Source organism: Maribacter taeanensis (genome assembly GCF_047345145.1).
In the GTDB taxonomy this organism is placed as follows: Bacteria; Bacteroidota; Bacteroidia; order Flavobacteriales; family Flavobacteriaceae; genus Maribacter_C.
On sequence record NZ_JBLFER010000005.1, the window covers coordinates 85,414 to 104,043 of the forward strand.

Consider the following 18,630-nt stretch of genomic DNA (forward strand, 5'->3'; position numbering starts at 1 on the left):
TCTTCGACAAGTATTTTAGGGAATATAAGATTTGAAGAATTATTAGTCCTTTGTAATTACTAAGGATGCTTTAGAACCTCCTGATAACAACCACTTATTGGAGTAAATCAACTGCCCTTGGTCATCATAGACATCTACTTGGGCTGTGTTCGGAGATGAAGAACCTTCATTAAGGGCTTCAAATGTAATTCGATTAAAACCTTTATTTAAGTCAATGTTTACCCCCTTGAAAACTCCCGTTAGTAGCATATTAGCATCTACCACTGTTTCATTTAAATAAATTTTTACTCGATCACCATCTACAAACTCATGGTCTCTGGCTACGACCCCCACAAATTTCCCATTACTTTTAATTTCACCTAAATTTTGATCCGGAAAGTGATCTTTAGAACCTTCTTTCGCTGTCCGCGGTCCAACTTTTGGATCTATTTTTAAGCCGGCACCTGCTTGCACCAAATTGCGATCATCAAGCATTTTCACTGGCTTACGGCCAAGAGAATCTTTAAAGTTGATTTTGGGTTGTTCCTTAATAATATCAGGAATGCGAAGTGCCGTACCCTTATCAGTTTTCCCGTCCTTATCGAGCTTATTTGCTGCCTCTATTTTCAGAGGTTTCGCATCAGGGAGATCTCCAACCTGTGACCATCCCAGTAAGGGTATAAGAAAAAGTAAAAATGTAAGCAACGATTTCATAACAAAGTAAAGGTCGTTTAATACTTCCAAAAATAACAAATACCTTGCCAGAGGGGCTTAATTTGCTGTTAAATTCGATGTTTTGCTCTTAACTCCATGTGTTTTGCAAAAAACGAAGAAAATTTGCAGACATTATGTTTTCAATATCTGATGTAGAATACCCCCGTGCTGATAGTAGCTGAGGTATTTTTTGAAGATCTGCAATGGTATCAATATCCGATGGGCATTGTTCTTTTCCAAAACCTCCATCTAAATCGGTTCCAATACCAACGTGTAATGTGTTACCGGCTAGTTGGCAAATATGATCAATATTGTTGATCATCTGTTGAAGCGTCACGTTCATACCTTTTGGAGTTGATTCACCCCGAACCCAATTTGGTACCATCATCCAGGCATCTAGGGCTATCCCGATAACAGCATTTCGAAAAATAAGTTCTATAATTTGCTCATCTGAGAACTGGCGATTGTGATTTACCAGGGCTCTGCAGTTGTTGTGACTTGCCCAAACGGGACCGTTATAATTATCCATGGTCTCCCAGAAACTTTGGTCGCATAAATGTGTGGCATCTAAAATAATATTTAGACGTTCAATTTCTTTGAGGAGCGCCTTTCCTTTCGTGCCGATTCCACCAACGGAATTGGTGCCATGCGCATAGGTGCCAGGACCATAATGAGCTGGACCAATAGCCCGCAATCCTTGCTCATAACTTCTTTCCAAATAGTCAATGGATACTATTGAATCTGCTCCTTCCAAACTCAAAATATAGCCAATGGGTTTTTTTCCTTCGGATGTTTTCCAGTTTTCTAAATGAGCCTTCAGCTGTTTGCCATTTCTGATTTGTACCAATTCACCAGCCTCTTCCATCGTTCTGTACCATGCCAGCTGCGCTTGTGTATGTGCCCAAGCTTGTTGGGGTGAATTCCAACCGGGTAGCGAGTTATCCTTATGCACATAGCGTGCAATTTGAGTCGCCATACAAAGTCCGATATTCCCTTTTCGCATTGCCTCAAACGAAACTGTATTATTACCTCGATCAGGTTTGTCAGTCATTCCGATTTCACTTTCGCGGATTTCTTCTACCGACCAGGTAAGATCACGATTCCATTCCATGGCGTTCATAGAAAGGTCGAGATGGGCGTCGAATATGAACATAATTAAATCGTAATTTTTTGGTTTCTGGCGGCAACTTTCCAAGCTCCTGTAACGACCCCATCGGAAATAGTTAGTACTTCCTCATATTTGGCAACTGTCGGACAAATATGAACTGGAATGGCATAAAACCCATCTCCCACTTCAAATTCATCAGCGCGTTGAGTTCGTACTACTAAATGCTCTTCACTTTGACCAATCTGCTCGCTATCTTCCAAGCCTAAAATTTGAACTCTTGGGAAACCCATTTCTGGAGCAACGGATTTATGACCTAAATCAAAACAAATAATATTCTCCTCAGGTTTGCTAATGATGCGGATAAACAAAACAGCCGCGTGTAAAAAAGGCATATCGGGAAATAGTTCCGCGTAACGGGCATCCCAAAGTAACGTAGTTCCTGGACTAGCATCAACTCCTGTTCGTTTTCCATGTATAGGAAAAGATGGCGAACCACCAGCAATAATATCTGGAACGATAATACCTTCTTTTTTTATAGCATCCTTTAAATCCAAAACTTTTTGAAATGCGGTATTACATACCTCGGTTCGTTCTTCAAGATTGGAATTCCGAATATGACCGTCATATACATGAAGTCCACAAGCCGCAATATTCGGATTGTTTTCCATCGAACTATATAATGAAACAGCCTGCGCATCAGGAATACATCCTGTTCGATTCATCCCTGAGTTAATATCCAAATATAGCGGAGCAATTGTATTCTTCTTGGATGCTTTTTGGGCGATTTGATTAAGAATAGTTTCATTATCCACTAAAGTCGAAAAACTAGATTTCGGAAAGGCATCCATCAGGCTAAAAAAGCGACTGATGTTCGCTCCAACTGGCTGCATGGCTAATAGAATATCATGAGCTCCACATTGGCCTAACAATTCCGCTTCTGCGATAGTAGCACATTTGAATTTTTGAATACCATGGCGTTGTTGCATTTGCACAATCTCAGCCATTTTATGCGTCTTGATATGAGGTCGCAAGTTCGAAACGCTACCAGAAATGGAAACCATCGTACGAATGTTTTCCTCAATACGTTCAGGATAAACAAGTAAGGAAGGAGAATTTATCTCACTTGTATCTTTCAAGGTATACCAGGTATTTTCAGACATGGTTTCTTATTTATGAAGTTCAAACATGGCTTCAATCTCAACAGCTATCCCACCGGGAAGCATCATACCTACAGCACTGCGGACACCAACACCGTTATCGGCACCAAACACATCTGCCATCAATTCACTAAAGCCATTAATGACCAAAGGCTGATCACCAAAATCTGGATGACAATTTACCATACCCAAAGTTTTTACCAAACGTTTGATACGGTCTACATCTCCAAAATGAGTAGTAATAGTAGATAACATGGTCAAGGCAACATGACGTGCACCTATCTTACCTTCTTCCAAGCTTAAACTGTCCCCAACTCGTCCTTTATAAAGTGAGCCGTCAGGTAACATTGGTCCCTGACCTGAGACGTATAAGAAGTTGTCGACAACCAAAATGGGTTTATATAAACCGGCCGGTGGAGGAGCGGGTGGTAAAACCAATCCTAATTCCTTGATTCGTGCTGAAGGTGAGCTCATAATTATTTATTTAAATGAATATATCAAGTGCCAAAACCCCAAGTAATCCCATAACTCCCACTGTGGTTTCCATTACAGTCCATGACTTTAGGGTGTCTTTTATAGAAAGGTTGAAATACTCTTTATATAGCCAGAAACCGCTATCATTAACATGAGATAACATTAAACTACCCGACCCAATGGCTAATACCATTAATTCTGGACTTACATCTGAACCAGATACCAAAGGGAGCACTATACCTGCAGCTGTTAAGCCGGCAACTGTTGCTGAACCAACGCAAACTCTAATGATGGTTGCAATTAACCATGCTAGTATTAAAGGCGAAATTGAGGAACCTTGAAGTATATCGCCTATAAATTCACTTACCCCGCTATCTATCAATACTTGTTTTAAAGCACCAGCCCCCGCAATTATTAAAAGAACAATGGTAATTCCTGATACGGCACTCTTGATTGTTTCTGAGATTTCGATCATTTTTTTACCTCTAGCTAGCCCTAAAGTATAGATGGCTACAAGTACTGATATAAGCATTGCCATTACGGGGTTGCCCATGAACACTAGTATCTTTTTTAGCATCGAATCACCAGAAATTAAAAGCTCAGCTAAAGCAGCTACAGCCATTAAAATTACTGGAAACAAAGCAGTTAAAATACTTATCGCCGTACCTGGCATTTCCTCATCACTCAAAACCTTAGTATTTACAAAGCCTTCAATAGGGGTAGCTTTTATGCCTTTCATTGCTCTAGACAATAGTGGGCCAGCGACGATAATTGCAGGTATAGCTACTATGATTCCATAAAATAGTGTTTTACCAATATCAGCATTAAATGTAGCTGCAATAGCCGTTGGTGCTGGGTGCGGTGGTAAATATCCATGTGTAACAGATAATGATGCTAGCATAGGGAGCCCAATATAGATAAGCGGTAACCCTGTGGCGGCACCAATAGTAAAAACCAAAGGAATTAGAATTACAAAACCGACAGAATAGAACATTGGAATACCTACAATAAAACCTGTCAGTACTACCGCCCATTGAATGTTCTTTTTGCCAAATTTTTCAACGAGCTTGGTTGTAATTCGCTGTGCTGCACCACTATCAGCAACTAATTTACCTAACATGGCGCCTAAACCCAATATGAGTACTAGAAAACCTAGAATATTTCCTATTCCTAGCTGTATTGATTTTACAACCGCAACGGGATCCATACCTTCAGCGATACCCACAAAAAGTGAAACTAAAATAAAGGCAATAAAGGCGTTGAGTCTAAAACGTGCAATAAGAAGGAATAAAATGAGTATTCCTGTGATAACAATAACAATTGGCATTCGCTAGGTTTTTTGAAAAGTAAGGTCTAAATATACCAAATAAAAAATGCACTCCAACCGCGGGTTAGAATGCATTTTTTAAAACTCTAAATATGATTAATTGTTTGTTTCTGGTGATAGGTATTTGTAAGCTAAACCAGCCAAAATAGCACCTACAATTGGAGCCACCCAGAATAGCCATAGTTGACCCATAGCCCATCCACCTTCAGCAAAAAGTGCTTGACTTGTACTTCTAGCTGGATTCACCGAAGTATTTGTAACAGGAATACTAATCAGGTGAATTAGCGTTAAACAAAGTCCAATAGCTAAACCAGCTAAATATTTTGGAGCTTTTGAATGCGTGCTGCCCAGAATTACAAAAAGGAAAATAAAAGTCATAACTATTTCTGTGATAAGAGCCGCGGTCATGTTAAATCCGCCAGGTGAATGTTCTCCGAAACCATTGGCGGCGAAACCACCTACACCTTCAAAACCAGCTTGATTTGTAATGATTAAATATAAAATTCCTGCACCTGCAATTCCACCCATAACTTGAGCAATGATATATGGAATCAAGTCTTTGGCATCGAAACGACCGCCCATCCATAATCCAATGGAAACTGCGGGGTTCAGATGACAACCTGAAATGTGACCAATGGCATAAGCCATCGTAACAACGGTAAGACCAAAGGCTAGGGAAACACCAACAAAGCCTATTCCTAATTCGGGAAATCCTGCTGCGAGCACGGCACTTCCACACCCACCAAGCACGAGCCATAGGGTTCCGATAAATTCTGCGATTAGTTTTTTCATTTTTTCGAGGGTTTAGTTATTGATTAAAAAATTAGTGAGCTTTAAATTAGTTAAAATTAAGCTAACAGACGATTATAAATATCAGATTTTGAGGATGTTAGTTTTATGAATCTGTTTGAAATATGTTATCTTGTTTGTACTAAATTATCAAGATATGCAAAAAAGAGACTTTTTGAAACGAGTGGGGCAGGCTGCAATGGTGACTCCGTTTTTACCGATTACAGCTAACGCTCAAATCAAATCTGAACCAAAGCCATATCCAATTAATTACGACGATGAATTTTGGAAACGTATTCGGGAAGATTATGCCTTAAAACCGGACTATATCAACCTCGAAAATGGCTACTATAATTTTGCGCCCAAACCTACCTTGGACAAATTTATTGAGCATGTGAAAATGGTGAATTACGAAGCTTCACATTATATGCGGACCGTGCAATGGGATAATAAGAAAGGTGTTGCCGACCGCTTGGCAAAGTTGGTAAACTGCGATGCAGATGAAGTGATAATTACTCGTAATACGACAGAATCCCTTGATTTGATAACAGGTGGTTTCCCATGGAAGGAAGGTGATGAGGCTATTTTTGCCGAACAAGATTACGGAGCCATGCAAGAACATTTTAAATTGATGGCGAAACGCTACGGAATCGTAAATAAGAGAATCTCCGTGCCCAACCACCCGGAATCTGATGAAGAGATTGTTGCAGTGTATGAAAGTAAAATAACGTCCAAAACAAGATTGATAATGGTTTGCCATATGGTCAATATCACAGGCCATATTCTACCCATACGAAAGATATGCGATATGGCCCATAGCCATGGTGTTGAGGTGATGGTTGACGGTGCACATTGTGTGGGTCACATTAATGTAAACATCAAAGAACTAGATTGCGATTACTACGGAAGCAGTCTTCACAAATGGTTGAGCACACCTTTGGGAGCTGGACTTCTATTTGTAAAAAAGGATAAAATTTCGAAAATATGGCCTTTGTTGGCAGAACATGACCGCGAACCTGATGATATCGGCCGATTGAACCATACGGGAACCCACCCTGTCCACACTGATTTGGCTATCAATGATGCTATCGATTACCTTGAAATGATTGGTCTCGATAGAAAGGAAAAACGCATGCGCTACTTACAACGGTATTGGAGCGACCAATTACGCAATGTGGAAAATGTGGTCATCAATACACCTATCGAAGAACATCGCAGTTGTGGAATAGCCAATGTGGGGATTACGCATATGAAGCCCAATGATTTGGCTAAGAATTTGCTAGAAGAGTTTAAGATATTCACTGTAGGGATTAATCGAGAAAATGTGCTAGGATGCCGAATTACGCCCAATGTGTATACTACCACAGAAGAGCTTGATGCTTTTGTAAGTGCAATAAAGACTTTGGCGGGTAGGGGGTGATTTTTTAACGGCTGAGCTATGATTAATGCGGCGCAGAAATCCGACGGATTTCCAGCTACGCGCTAAGCAAAAGCTTTTGGTTTTGTTTTTTCTTTTTTTGTTCGAAAGCAAAATCCCAAAGATTTTGCGACCTCATAAATATACACAGACCTTAGCGTAAAACCCGAAGTCCGTATTAATTATAGGTTTTGTTAGCATATGTACTTTTTTCTACGCAACTATTTTTTTCCATTTGTCCGTTTCCGCAAAGTCCTTCACGATTCTATTACGTTCTGCTAATAAGTCCGTCATATATTTTAGCAAGAATAGCTTGTCAGCCAACTTACCTAAGATTCCAAATGGAGATTCATATTCAAAATAGTCCGTCATCAAAGTCCCGCCATTTAAGTCCTCAAAATGATGTTCGTGTCTGAAACCTTTGAAAGCTCCTTTTACCATTTCATCTACAAAAAGATTTGGGCGTTCAAATTTCGTAATCTTTGAAGTTAATTTTTGATAAATTCCGAAGTGTTTTGCTCTCCACGTAACCGATTCATCCATTCCAATTAGTCCGCTAGTTTTTCCAGCGATTGCAGTTTCGTTTGTATGTTCAGTAGAGATTTTATGTAAGTCAATACTCCGTGATAAGTCGAATACGATTTCCTTACTTGCTTTGATTTCTGTTCGTAATTCGATTCTTGGCATTTTGCTTTTTCAGTATGTATGCTAACTTGTTATATGACAACTAATTCAGCTGTTTATCGGTCAAAAAACCCTGCTAAAGAAACTTTTGGGGTTGCTTTAGCAGAATAACTCCACTAATCCAACTCCGTAATCTTCTTCTCATACAACTTTTTACTCTCTACGACAGCAACATTTAACTCTGACATAATACCATCAACACGCTCTTCAATGCTTTTCATTTGGTCATTGATATTGTCAAAGGAGTTTAAAGCTGCAGCAACTTCAAGGGCTTTTACTACCTCCACGGCATCTCCATGTAGTAGACGAAGTTTGTCTATGGCTTTTGAAGTATTAGCCAAAGTGCCATTGTATTTAGTTCGCGCTTTTTCGATAGCACCTAAAAGTGTTTTTTTGCTCTTCTCATCACTTAAGCTATTGGTTTGGGTTTCCATAGCCGTAAACAAATTAGAAGCATGTTTTTTTAAGTCCTCATATTCTTTGTTGAGGTTTTCAACGCGCTTGTTTACCTTCTCCCAATCACCGTACACCTTTGCGAATTCTTTGTCTTCATTCTTGGTGTCTTCTAAGGCGGTCTTCAAAGCATTTAGGGTTTCGAGCCCCTTGTTTACATTTTTGTTAGCGTTTTCTTTCTTTTTCTCGAACGAGGAAACCGTTGATTTGAACTTTCCTTTCAAACGAATTAAATCTTCGGGACTTTTATCTTTCCAACAAGAAACAAATAGAAGAGAAACTAGGGCAATGAGGGTTACTTTTTTTAGCATGGTTTTGTATTTAAGAATTGTATAAAAATAGGAATTATTTAGTCTTGCGCTTGTTGATAGTCCGCCAAACTCTGAGGTCCTTCGAGTACTACACGAACTATTTGTAAGGTTCCATCGTCTTTGGTAGCAATTTGCCATTTGATCAAAGCAATAGTGCCTTTTACGATTTCGATACCTGTAATACTTCTCGGGTGTACGCAACTACCATCATTGAACAAAGGAATCTCCCCCGGCTCAGGAAAACGAGGCCGATGTGTGTGACCCACAATAGTTATTAAAAGATTCTTTTCGAGAATCCATTTTTTGATGCGCCGCTCTACCTTTTTAAGTTCTATATAGTTTTTTGCTGGACTGGTTGGGTCAGCAATTCCCCATACTTGAAGGGGTTTCCATAGTACTCTAACTAAAAAGCGCCCCCAGCGCCAGAAAGTGTAATTCCACCAATCGGCTTGGTGTCCATGGGCAAGAAAAAGTTCTTGTTCGGTTTCCTTATGTTTTAAAACAATAGCTTCATGGTATTGGATACCTTCAAAAAGGTCTTTTTCACAGTCTTCTACAGGTTCAAAATATTGGAATAAATGTTTTTCCACATATTTTGGGTCCTTATAAACCATGTCATGATTGCCCCAAATCATGTGTAAGCGTTTTTCTAAATGGAATTGTTTGAGAAGTTTAAAGACATTTTTATGGGCTTGAAAAATAGATTCAAATCGAATGTTTTCCCAAAGTTCATCGCCATCACCCAATTCACAATATTCGAAACCATTTCTGAAATAATGGGTCAATGCATGAAAATAGATATTTCGATTGTTCGCAAAATCATCAGCAAAACTGTTGTCACCTCGATGACAATCACTAAATAGAATGAATTTAGAATTGTTGTCAAAAGGAATAACTTTTGCCTGATCATATGCTCTTGATAACCGAAACCTTGATGACATTGACGATTTTTTATAAATATCCGAAAAACACAGCATACCTTAACACTTTTGATAAGGTTTCCTTAACAAAATTTTACGGGTCGTTTTGTAATTTTATACTAGAAAAGTAGACCAATGGATACTATGTCTTTAAACAACTACGAAAACATGCCTATTCAGCGTGTCATAAGTTTCAATAAATTATTGGAATATTATGACGAGCTGTCCAAAAGTAAAGACCCATTTTTGGCCGCCAAAGCAAAGCGTGTGCTTGATGCCCAAGCTCCATATCCTGAACTTCGAGAAGGTTTTGAAGATGTCTCTTTGTTAAAAAAACACGAGGACGTTATCAAAATAATTTTTGAGGATACGTTTTCCGAAATTTTGGGGGACAATGAAATAAAGGCGGCTGCGCTACCTTACGACAATTTCATTTTTAATTCTTCAAAAAGATTTCAGAAAATATTAGCGGAGGCTGGACCTAATTTTGAGCCTAAAATACGAAATCAAGAAGACGAATTTAATTATATCATGGCGGCCGTAGTAGTGCTGAATTTTTACTATGGTTTCAAACTCGACTTTTCAAGACCCTATTTTTATGATATTCCTGATGCTGCTGGCGTTATGCATCATTATCGTATTTTGTATAATGCGGATTTCTTGGAATTGCATGCTACAGAGAAAGCAAAGGATTTAACTCAAGAAGATATTGATGAGCTCTTAGAGAATTATGACAATATTGAACTGTGGAAAGAGAAAATTCCTCCTGGTAGTTTTATAGCAAAAGGTTTTGTGATTTCTAATATGTTTGATGTAACTGCAGAACATTCTATCTCGGAAATTAAATCGGGGTTGATATCCAATGAAAAGGAGAATGGCGATGAGTCATTTATGGAGTTTATGCAAGAAACTTTCCGGTCGTTCTTTAGATTGAAAGATGTGAAGGTCGGTTTTGTGGCATATGATACGAAGCAAGACCAATTTCAGTGCGTTCATGGTGCAGGCATGGAAAGTGTTATTCTAGGTAATGATGAATATGTTTCATGTGAAGAGGCCCTATGTCCGGGGTCATATAAAGCTCTCATGCAGGATAGTGATTTCTTTGCGGTCACTGATGTAAATAAGTATTATGAGCTTTCTGGTGGTATTTCCCCCTATAAAAATTTAAAAGAAGCGGGCTACCAAAGCGCCATTTTTGCTCCGATAGCTGATAATGGAAATTTACTTGGGGTTCTCGAAATAAGCTCACCAAATAAAAATGAACTGAATAGTGTGGTTGCTACCAAGCTTGAGGATATTATGCCATTTATTGTCACGGCGGTACTCAGGTCAAAAACGGAAGAGGAAAATTTGATAGATGCTATTATTCAACACGAGTGTACTTCAGTTCATGATTCTGTTTATTGGAGGTTTCAAGAGGAGGCGAAGAACTTTATCAAAGATGGTTTACAAGGAGAGCAACCTTCCTTTAAGGAGATAGTGTTTGAGAAAGTAAATCCACTGTACGGACAGATTGATATCAAGGACTCGTCTATGGCAAGAAATAAGGCTATTCAGCGAGATTTAATGATTCAATTGTCTGATGTAAATCGAGTTTTGACAGAGGCTTGGCAAAAAACAAAATTGCCCATTTATGAAGAACTTATTTTTCGGGTAAATAATCATATTGAAGATGTAAAAGAAGTATTGCATACCAACAGCGAGCAGGCGATTTTCAACTTTATTATGGACGAGGTAAATCCTGTTTTTGAGCATTTGAAGAAAAATGATACGGAGCTTGAAAAATCGATTCTTAGCTATGAAGCTCAGATAGATGAACACACGCATTCTTATTATGACCATCGTAAAAATTACGATACTAGCGTAATGACCATAAATAAGAAACTAGCTTCTTTAATAGATAAAAAGCAAGACGAGGCTCAGCTTATGTTTCCACATTATTTTGAGCGTTACAAAACTGATGGTATAGAGCACAACATGTATATCGGAGATTCGATTGCAGGCAATCGCAGCTTTGACCCCTTGTATTTGAATAATCTTCGTTTGTGGCAACTGCAGGTAATGTGCGAAATGGAAAACAAACATTATAGCTTGAAACCTGAACTTCCAGTACCTTTGGATGTTGCATCTTTGATTTTGGTTTACAATACCTCTTTATCTATCCGCTTCAGGATGGATGAAAAGCGATTCGATGTAGACGGAACCTATAATGCCCGCTACGAGATTATCAAAAAACGTATCGATAAATCTTTTGTAAAAGGTACCGACGAACGTCTTACCCAAACCGGGAAGATGGTCATCGTGTATTCCCAAAAAAGTGATGAAATAGAATATCTCCGTTATATCAAATTCTTAAAATCAAAAGGATATTTCACAGGTAAGGTAGAAATTGTAGAATTAGAGGGACTACAAGGCGTGGCAGGACTGAAAGCAATCAGAGCTGATGTTTTGTATAGAAAAGACCAAGAACCTGAAAAGACGTATACCTACGATGACCTTATGGAAGAATTGAAAGCTTAATACGGCTATCTTTTGCCATCATCGTACCATGGCTTCATTAAAATGAAAAGCAAGTCCAAAAGCCAATACTGACACTATGATACCTATCATAAAGATGGTATAGGTCCATCTTAGTATATTATATTTTCTGTTCAGGACCAGTCCTAGAAAATAGAGATCTTTCGTCAGCGAACCGTAGATATATTCTTTATCCTTAACTAGTTCTTGAATTGCCCATTCGTATTCTGCAAGGCTCATTTTGTGAAAATTGCCAAAAAACAAAAGATTTACCTTTTTGTTTTCTACATCCTGTTTTGAGAATTTGCCACTAGTAATATTTGGTCTCGTGGCTATGACCGCCATAATCATTGATACCACACTAAAAATGATAAAAATTACGGTCGGATAAATAAGATATGCATTCGAAGGATTGTCTAATTTCGGTATCAAACTTGATAAGGCAACCGAGATGATAATTGCATTTACTGATAGTAATATATTAGCCTTGGTATCTGCAATATCACTTAAAGTAAGATGATTTTTTAGGGTAACTCTAAACAGAGTTTGTATGCCTCTATCTGGACTTTCACTTTTATATTTTGCTTTAAGGGCCTCTTTTTTAGCGATTTCCTTTTCAGCTTTCTTTTCTTTAATTAATTTTTTGAGGTTTTTATCTTTTCCTGCCTGCCAATTTTCTTTGGCATAGTCGGTGTAGAATTGATGTTCTTTTTTGAACATTTCCAAATTTGCATTACACCATTCTTTTGAACTATAATCAGCAATACCTAGTAAGGAGAGTTCTTCACGTAAATAATCAGAAGTTTCCCAATAACTTTTTTGTCCAAAATGCGACGAATCGGCATCTCGAATAATCTTTTCTTGAATGTTTTGTGGTTCGTGAAATCGTTTTGTAGCTCGAATGCAGGCAATTACTTTTTGAATTTTTTGAGTGTCATAAGTTTCTTTCTTCAAAAACTCTGTAGCTATACTGCAACTAGTTTCTTCATGATCTTGAGTTCCTTTGGTATAGCCAGTATCGTGCAGCCAAGCAGTAAGTAAAAGAATCTCATTTTCTTCTTCGGAAAGATTATGTGCTTCCAACAATTCTTTAGTACTTTTAACAACACGCTCTGTATGTTTGAGATTATGATATAAATGTTTCGGGTCTAGGTGGTTCGTTAATAAACCTGTTGCAAAAATTTTAGTTTTTTCAATTATACCCGACATATAGTGTGTGTTATAAACTCCCCCACCAAAATACAAAATTCTAGACTTTAGAACCGTTATATGAAGAAGTATTCGTTTGTCGTATTATGTTGTCTTTTACTTACGAGTTGTGCTACGCAGAAGACAAAGTATGCCCAAGAGTTTTCAAATAAAGAAATATCTGGTACAAAAGAGATTTCACATACGGTATATCTAATTGGTGACGCTGGATTATCCAAAGAAAACAAACCAAACAAAGCGTTAAAATTATTCAAAGGTAAATTGAATAAGGCTAAGGAGAATAGTACGGCCATTTTTCTAGGAGATAATATCTACCCTGCCGGATTACCAAACAAAAAGGACCACCCCGCAGAACACGATCAAGCGAAAAATCATTTGGATGCTCAATTGGAGACCCTTGAAAATTTTGATGGAAGACCACTCTTCATTCCTGGAAATCACGATTGGTATAGTGATGGCCTCAAAGGTCTAGATCGTCAAGAAAAGTACATTAAGAAAAAGTTGAAACAAAAGAATCCGTTTTTGCCTGAAAATGGTTGTCCGATTACCCAACTTAAAGTAAATGATAAGCTTACCGTAATTGTTATTGACACAGAATGGTATTTGGCGAATTGGGACAAGCACCCCACTATGAATGATAATTGTGAGATTAAAAGTCGGGCTAAGTTTTGGGAAGAAGTAGAGGGGCTCATTAAGAAGAATCGCGACAAGACGACCTTAATTGCAATGCATCATCCCATGTTCTCTTACGGTCCTCATGGAGGGCAATTTTCTATGAAACAACAATTGTTTCAGGGGAGTAGTAGATTCCCGTTACCAATTATTGGATCGTTTATTAATATTCTTCGAAAGACTTCTGGAGCTTCCCCAGAAGATATTCAGAATAAACGCTATACAGAATTCAAAAACCGAATGGTGACTTTGGCTCAGTATTCTGAAAAGGTAATTTTTGCTTCAGGTCATGAACATACATTACAATACATAAAAGAAAATAATACGCCACAGATCGTAAGTGGGGCGGGGGCGAAAAATGGAGTAACTCGGTTGATGAATGGAAGCCAATTTTCTACGGGAAAAATGGGCTATGCAGCATTGGAGGTTTATACAGATGGTTCTTCTGAAGTTCGTTATTTTGGAGTTGATGAATCTGATAAAGAAGAGTTTTTATTTGCTGCACAGGTGTTACAACCTGATCGAAAAGGGTATTCGGGTAACTATGCAGAATCATTTTCGAGTGAAGCCTCGGCCTCAATTTATACAAAGGAAGAAATTGACAAGACGGGATTTTTCAAAACTATTTGGGGTGATCGATATCGTAAATATTACGGGACTGAAGTAACTGCTCCAACTGTAAATCTAGATACTTTATTTGGGGGACTAAAACCAGTTCGAAAGGGTGGGGGACATCAATCGAAATCACTTCGATTACGTCATGAAAATGGTAAGGAATATGTAATGCGCGCGTTACGAAAGGTTTCGGAGTTGTACTTGCAGTCGATGGTTTTTCAGCAGCAGTACGTGATGGACGATTTGCAGGATACATTTTTGCAAGAGTTTCTTCAAGATTTTTATACAGGTTCACATCCCTATGCTCCATTTACAATAGGTGGACTATCAGATGCGATTGGAATTTATCATACCAATCCCGTATTATATTATGTGCCTAAACAAGCTGCCCTTGAGGATTTTAATGAAAATTTTGGAGATGAATTGTATATGATCGAAGAGCATGCTGGAGATGGTCATGGAGATTTAGCGAGCTATGGTTTTTCAGATAAACTCATCAGTACCGATGAGATGCTTGAAAACCTTAGAGATGATGAGAAGTACGAAGTTGATGATAAAATGTATGTGAGAGCAAGACTTTTCGATATGGTGCTTGGGGACTGGGACCGTCATGTAGACCAATGGCGATGGGCCGAATTCAAGGAAAAAGGATCGAAGAAAAAAACATATAGACCTGTACCTCGTGATCGAGATCAGGCTTATTCTATAATGGGTGATGGTTTGTTTATGGGGTTGGCGACAAGATTGATTCCATCTCTCCGCCTGATGGAGGGCTTTAAAGAGGAAATTAGAAGTGTGAAAGGTTTTAATGCCTCACCGAAAACTTACGTTCTTGATTTGGCTTTACTTAATGAAACTAATAGAGAGGCTTGGCTGGCTGAAGCAAGATATATAAAAGAGAATCTTACGGCTAAAATTATAGATAATGCGTTTTTATCCTTTCCTAAAGAAGTTCGTGATGAAACCGTGACCGAAATTAAAAGAATATTGTTGTCACGTATCGCTGATATTGAAAAAACCGCTGATGCCTATTTTCGTATACTTAATAAGTATGCAGTGGTTACGGGGACCGATAAAGATGATTGGTTTGAAATTGAATATTTGAATACCAACGAAGTCGAGGTAAGTGCCTATCGTATTATCAATGGAGAAAAAAAGAAGCAGTTTTTTAATAGAAAATTTTCCAAAGACTTCACTAAAGAAGTTTGGATTTATGGTCTTGACGATGAAGATAAGTTTGTTGTTAAGGGAAAAAATAGAAGTAAGATTAAGATACGTTTGATTGGTGGTCAAAACAATGACACATATGATGTGGGTGAAGGTGGAAACACTTTCGTCTATGACTATAAGTCGAAGAAAAATAAGCTAAAAGATCTATCAAAGGCTAAACTAAGACTGACTGATAACTATTCCGTAAATACCTACCAACCTTTAAAAATGAGAGCTTCTGCCAATCAGCTTTTGCCTGTTATTGGTTTTAATCCTGATGGGGGCTTAAAATTAGGAATCACCGAAACCTACACCTATAATGGTTTTCGACAGAATCCGTTTACACAGCAGCACCATATCAATGCCGCTTTTTACTTTGCCACAAATGGTTTTGAATTGGGGTATAGAGGAGAGTTTGCCAATGCATTTGGAAAGGCTAATTTTGAATTAGACACACATTTTACAAGTCCTAATTTTGCTATTAATTTCTTCGGATTTGGAAATGAAACCGAAAACTTAGATGATGAATTAGAGCTAGATTACAACAGAGTTAGATATAGTACTATTAAAGTTGCCCCGTCTCTAGTATGGCGAGGACAATTAGGAAGCAAAATACGAACGGGTATATCATATGAATCAATTGAAGTTGAAGAAACAGAGGATAGATTTATTAATACGTTTTACCAAGCGAATAATGAAGAAACCCAGAAGAGTTTTGTTGGGCTTGACGGAATGTATACGTATGAAAATGCAGATAATGCTGCTTTTCCGACTTTAGGTATGGCTACTTCGTTGCATATTGGATATAAAACGGAAGTCTCAGATGGAGATGGAAGTTTTGGCTATATCATTCCAAGTCTTTCCTTCGATTATAAACTGGTGCCAAGTGGAAACTTGGTACTGGCTACCAAATGGAAGGCGCATTTTACTTTGGGCGATGGTTATGAGTTCTATCAAGCGGCAAGTATTGGTGGCATTGATGGACTAAGAGGCTTCAGAAATCAGCGTTTTACTGGAAAGAAATCCTATTATCAAAATACTGATCTGCGATTAAGTTTGGGTGAGCGAAGAACTGGAATCTTACCCACAACAGTAGGCCTCTATGGAGGCTTTGACTATGGTAGAGTTTGGCAACCTAATGACAGTTCTGATCGTTGGCACACTTCTTATGGGGGAGGATTCTTCCTAAATGCTGCTGATATTATGTCCTTACGGGCAGCCCTTTTTAATAGCGCCGACGGCCTTCGTTTTTCTTTTGGTTTGGGGTTTGGGTTTTAAAAAGGATTTTATTGTCATTCCCGCGAAGGCGGTAATCTGTTCAATGTTATTTCAAGGTATACGAATACAAATTCCCACCAGTATCGTCTCTCTCTTCATCTGAAAGTAGAAGTGTCTTATCATTTATAAAACAAACAGATTCTAGCTGAGTTCTAATTCTAAGATCAATTTCGTCAATAATAATTTTGGAAGTGTCGCTGCCATTGAAATTTGATAATACCCAAAGTTTACCATATCCTAATAGAACAATTTTTTTTCCATTAGGTGAGATATCTGCTGAAGTAACTTTACAGGTATTCCAGTCTGTACATAATTTAATTTTCCCAAGAAACTCTGCAGCATACGCCCCCTTTTTATCTTGTATTTTATAAATAGAAGTTTCTCCTGTAAATGGATTAGCCCGATTTTTTGTAAAAATGTAAAGATGTTCATCGAAATGAAAGAAAGCTTCAGCGTCAAAAAATAGTCCTTCTCTTCGAGGCGGAAAATCTTTTTGCTCAGGATAACTAAAAGTAATTTTCTCTGCGCTAATTTTATCACCCTTTTCTAACTCTGGGTTTGGTAGCTTGTAGATGACAAGATCCTTACGATCGTTAGCATTGTTGCCAAAATCACCAATATATAGGTTTCCTTTTTTGTCTTTGGTTAAATCTTCCCAATCACCGTTTTTCCCATTTTTGAGATCGAATTGTTGGATGATATTTCCCTTGAAATCAGTTTTATAAATATTGTCGCTATTTCCGTTGTCTTCAATGAACCAAGCTGTTCCCTCAGTATAAGAGACGATTCCAGAATTTTCTTTTAGTTTCTTTGGAAGCTTTTCTATAAAAGTAAGTTGCCCATGATTTGTGCAGCTTTGTAACAAGAAAAGCAATAATAAAAAGAAGTGTAGTGGTTTCATATCATTCTTTCAGTGGCATAAAAACTTCAGCTTTCCATTTTAGTTCGTCACCACCCATATTAGGATTATTATAAAATATCTCTATGGGAGTTTCTTCGATGGCAAGATTGTTTTTGCTGGCATACTCTAACATTGTGTACCAAGCTCTGTCAGAAGTAATGTAATTTCCATTATAAATAGATTTGATTGCTTTTCGACCTTGAATTTTTTTAAAAAAGATGCCTTCTATTTTTGGAAGACTGTCGGGTTTGAGAATAGGGTAACAAAAGTTGAAGGTAATACTGTCTTGTTGTTTGTTCCAATTTACAATTTCTATAAATGGTGGTCCATCAAGTTGAAAACTGTTCTCGGTCATAGTACTATTTAAATAAGAGTAGGTTTTCATCATTTGCAACGCTTTCTCAGTTTGTTTGCTTTTGAAAGATACATAAGCGCAATACTTAGGTTGTATTTCTTCTAAACCTACTATGGTTACCTTAAAACGTTCGATATGTTCTTTTAGAACCGACCGGAGGTCTTTTACAGTTTCTTTGGTGCGTTTCTCAAAATTGGTCTCTGAAAAAGGTATAGCGAGCTTATTAGAAAAACTATTAGCGGTATCTGTAACAAATACTTTTACCTGTGAGATAGAATCGTTTAAAGTTTTTACATACCATTCATAAGTGTGTGTAGAGTCGTTGAATTTCAATTGGTGGGTAAAGTGTTGCCAATCTTTTTGTGTTATAAATTTTGAACTTTCAAAGCCATCTGCCCAAAGTTTAATGCTTTGGTTTATAATGCCAGGTGAGGCTTTTACTTTAAAGTTAACTTGATAGTCGTGTGGTTTTAAAAAGAGATACCAAAGAAGTGTTCCAAAAAGAAGTACTAGAATGCCTCCTATTAATTTCTTTCTCATA

At 37.8% G+C, this 18,630-nt stretch carries 15 protein-coding genes; 3 read left to right on the top strand and 12 right to left on the bottom strand.

What is annotated here, in order from left to right; genetic code table 11:
• Positions 1-42: 42 nt before the first annotated feature.
• From ACKWCD_RS15395 to aqpZ, 6 genes are all read right to left on the bottom strand, one after another.
• Positions 43-693 carry a hypothetical protein gene (locus tag ACKWCD_RS15395; protein ID WP_413984847.1) on the bottom strand — a complete coding sequence of 217 codons (651 nt, stop codon included), beginning with the start codon at positions 691-693 and terminating at the stop codon, positions 43-45.
• A gap of 88 nt (positions 694-781) precedes the next feature.
• Positions 782-1,846, bottom strand: coding sequence for a dipeptidase (locus ACKWCD_RS15400; protein ID WP_413984848.1), 1,065 nt, complete (start codon positions 1,844-1,846; stop codon positions 782-784).
• Between the two features lie 2 nt (positions 1,847-1,848).
• Positions 1,849-2,961: a D-TA family PLP-dependent enzyme gene (locus ACKWCD_RS15405; RefSeq protein ID WP_413984849.1), complete on the bottom strand. Its 1,113-nt coding sequence runs from the start codon at positions 2,959-2,961 to the stop codon at positions 1,849-1,851.
• A 6-nt stretch (positions 2,962-2,967) separates the two neighbouring features.
• On the bottom strand, positions 2,968-3,432 hold the full coding sequence (locus ACKWCD_RS15410; RefSeq protein WP_413984850.1) for a RidA family protein: 465 nt from the start codon (positions 3,430-3,432) through the stop codon (positions 2,968-2,970).
• A 10-nt stretch (positions 3,433-3,442) separates the two neighbouring features.
• Positions 3,443-4,759 carry a gluconate:H+ symporter gene (locus tag ACKWCD_RS15415; RefSeq protein ID WP_413984851.1) on the bottom strand — a complete coding sequence of 439 codons (1,317 nt, stop codon included), beginning with the start codon at positions 4,757-4,759 and terminating at the stop codon, positions 3,443-3,445.
• A gap of 96 nt (positions 4,760-4,855) precedes the next feature.
• Entirely contained in the window at positions 4,856-5,551 is a 696-nt protein-coding gene (aqpZ, locus tag ACKWCD_RS15420) for an aquaporin Z (protein ID WP_413984852.1), read from the bottom strand.
• Positions 5,552-5,705: 154 nt separating this feature from the next.
• On the opposite strand from aqpZ, the gene ACKWCD_RS15425 reads away from it, so the two are divergent.
• On the top strand, positions 5,706-6,968 hold the full coding sequence (locus tag ACKWCD_RS15425; protein WP_413984853.1) for an aminotransferase class V-fold PLP-dependent enzyme: 1,263 nt from the start codon (positions 5,706-5,708) through the stop codon (positions 6,966-6,968).
• A 210-nt stretch (positions 6,969-7,178) separates the two neighbouring features.
• Here the strand turns inward: ACKWCD_RS15425 and ACKWCD_RS15430 are convergent, their stop codons facing one another.
• The 3 genes from ACKWCD_RS15430 to ACKWCD_RS15440 all read right to left on the bottom strand — a co-directional run bounded on the left by ACKWCD_RS15430 (position 7,179) and on the right by ACKWCD_RS15440 (position 9,354).
• A complete protein-coding gene (locus ACKWCD_RS15430) occupies positions 7,179-7,652 on the bottom strand; it encodes an SRPBCC family protein (protein WP_413984854.1) in 474 nt (157 codons plus the stop codon).
• Positions 7,653-7,765: 113 nt separating this feature from the next.
• A complete protein-coding gene (locus ACKWCD_RS15435) occupies positions 7,766-8,413 on the bottom strand; it encodes a hypothetical protein (RefSeq protein ID WP_413984855.1) in 648 nt (215 codons plus the stop codon).
• A 38-nt stretch (positions 8,414-8,451) separates the two neighbouring features.
• Positions 8,452-9,354 carry a metallophosphoesterase family protein gene (locus ACKWCD_RS15440; RefSeq protein WP_413984856.1) on the bottom strand — a complete coding sequence of 301 codons (903 nt, stop codon included), beginning with the start codon at positions 9,352-9,354 and terminating at the stop codon, positions 8,452-8,454.
• 123 nt (positions 9,355-9,477) lie between these two features.
• Here ACKWCD_RS15440 and ACKWCD_RS15445 point away from each other — a divergent pair, with 123 nt between their 5' ends.
• Positions 9,478-11,853, top strand: a complete 2,376-nt coding sequence (locus tag ACKWCD_RS15445) for a GAF domain-containing protein (RefSeq protein WP_413985054.1) — start codon at positions 9,478-9,480, stop codon at positions 11,851-11,853.
• Positions 11,854-11,871: 18 nt separating this feature from the next.
• Here ACKWCD_RS15445 and ACKWCD_RS15450 read toward each other — a convergent pair whose 3' ends face one another.
• Complete coding sequence (locus ACKWCD_RS15450; RefSeq protein ID WP_413984857.1) at positions 11,872-13,059, bottom strand: Pycsar system effector family protein; 1,188 nt, start codon at positions 13,057-13,059, stop codon at positions 11,872-11,874.
• Between the two features lie 60 nt (positions 13,060-13,119).
• Between ACKWCD_RS15450 and ACKWCD_RS15455 the strand changes: the two genes are divergently transcribed.
• Entirely contained in the window at positions 13,120-16,833 is a 3,714-nt protein-coding gene (locus ACKWCD_RS15455; RefSeq protein ID WP_413984858.1) for a metallophosphoesterase, read from the top strand.
• A 46-nt stretch (positions 16,834-16,879) separates the two neighbouring features.
• Here the strand turns inward: ACKWCD_RS15455 and ACKWCD_RS15460 are convergent, their stop codons facing one another.
• Positions 16,880-17,734: a hypothetical protein gene (locus ACKWCD_RS15460; protein WP_413984859.1), complete on the bottom strand. Its 855-nt coding sequence runs from the start codon at positions 17,732-17,734 to the stop codon at positions 16,880-16,882.
• 1 nt (position 17,735) lies between these two features.
• Positions 17,736-18,629, bottom strand: coding sequence for a GyrI-like domain-containing protein (locus ACKWCD_RS15465; protein WP_413984860.1), 894 nt, complete (start codon positions 18,627-18,629; stop codon positions 17,736-17,738).
• Between the last annotated feature and the right edge of the window lies 1 nt (position 18,630).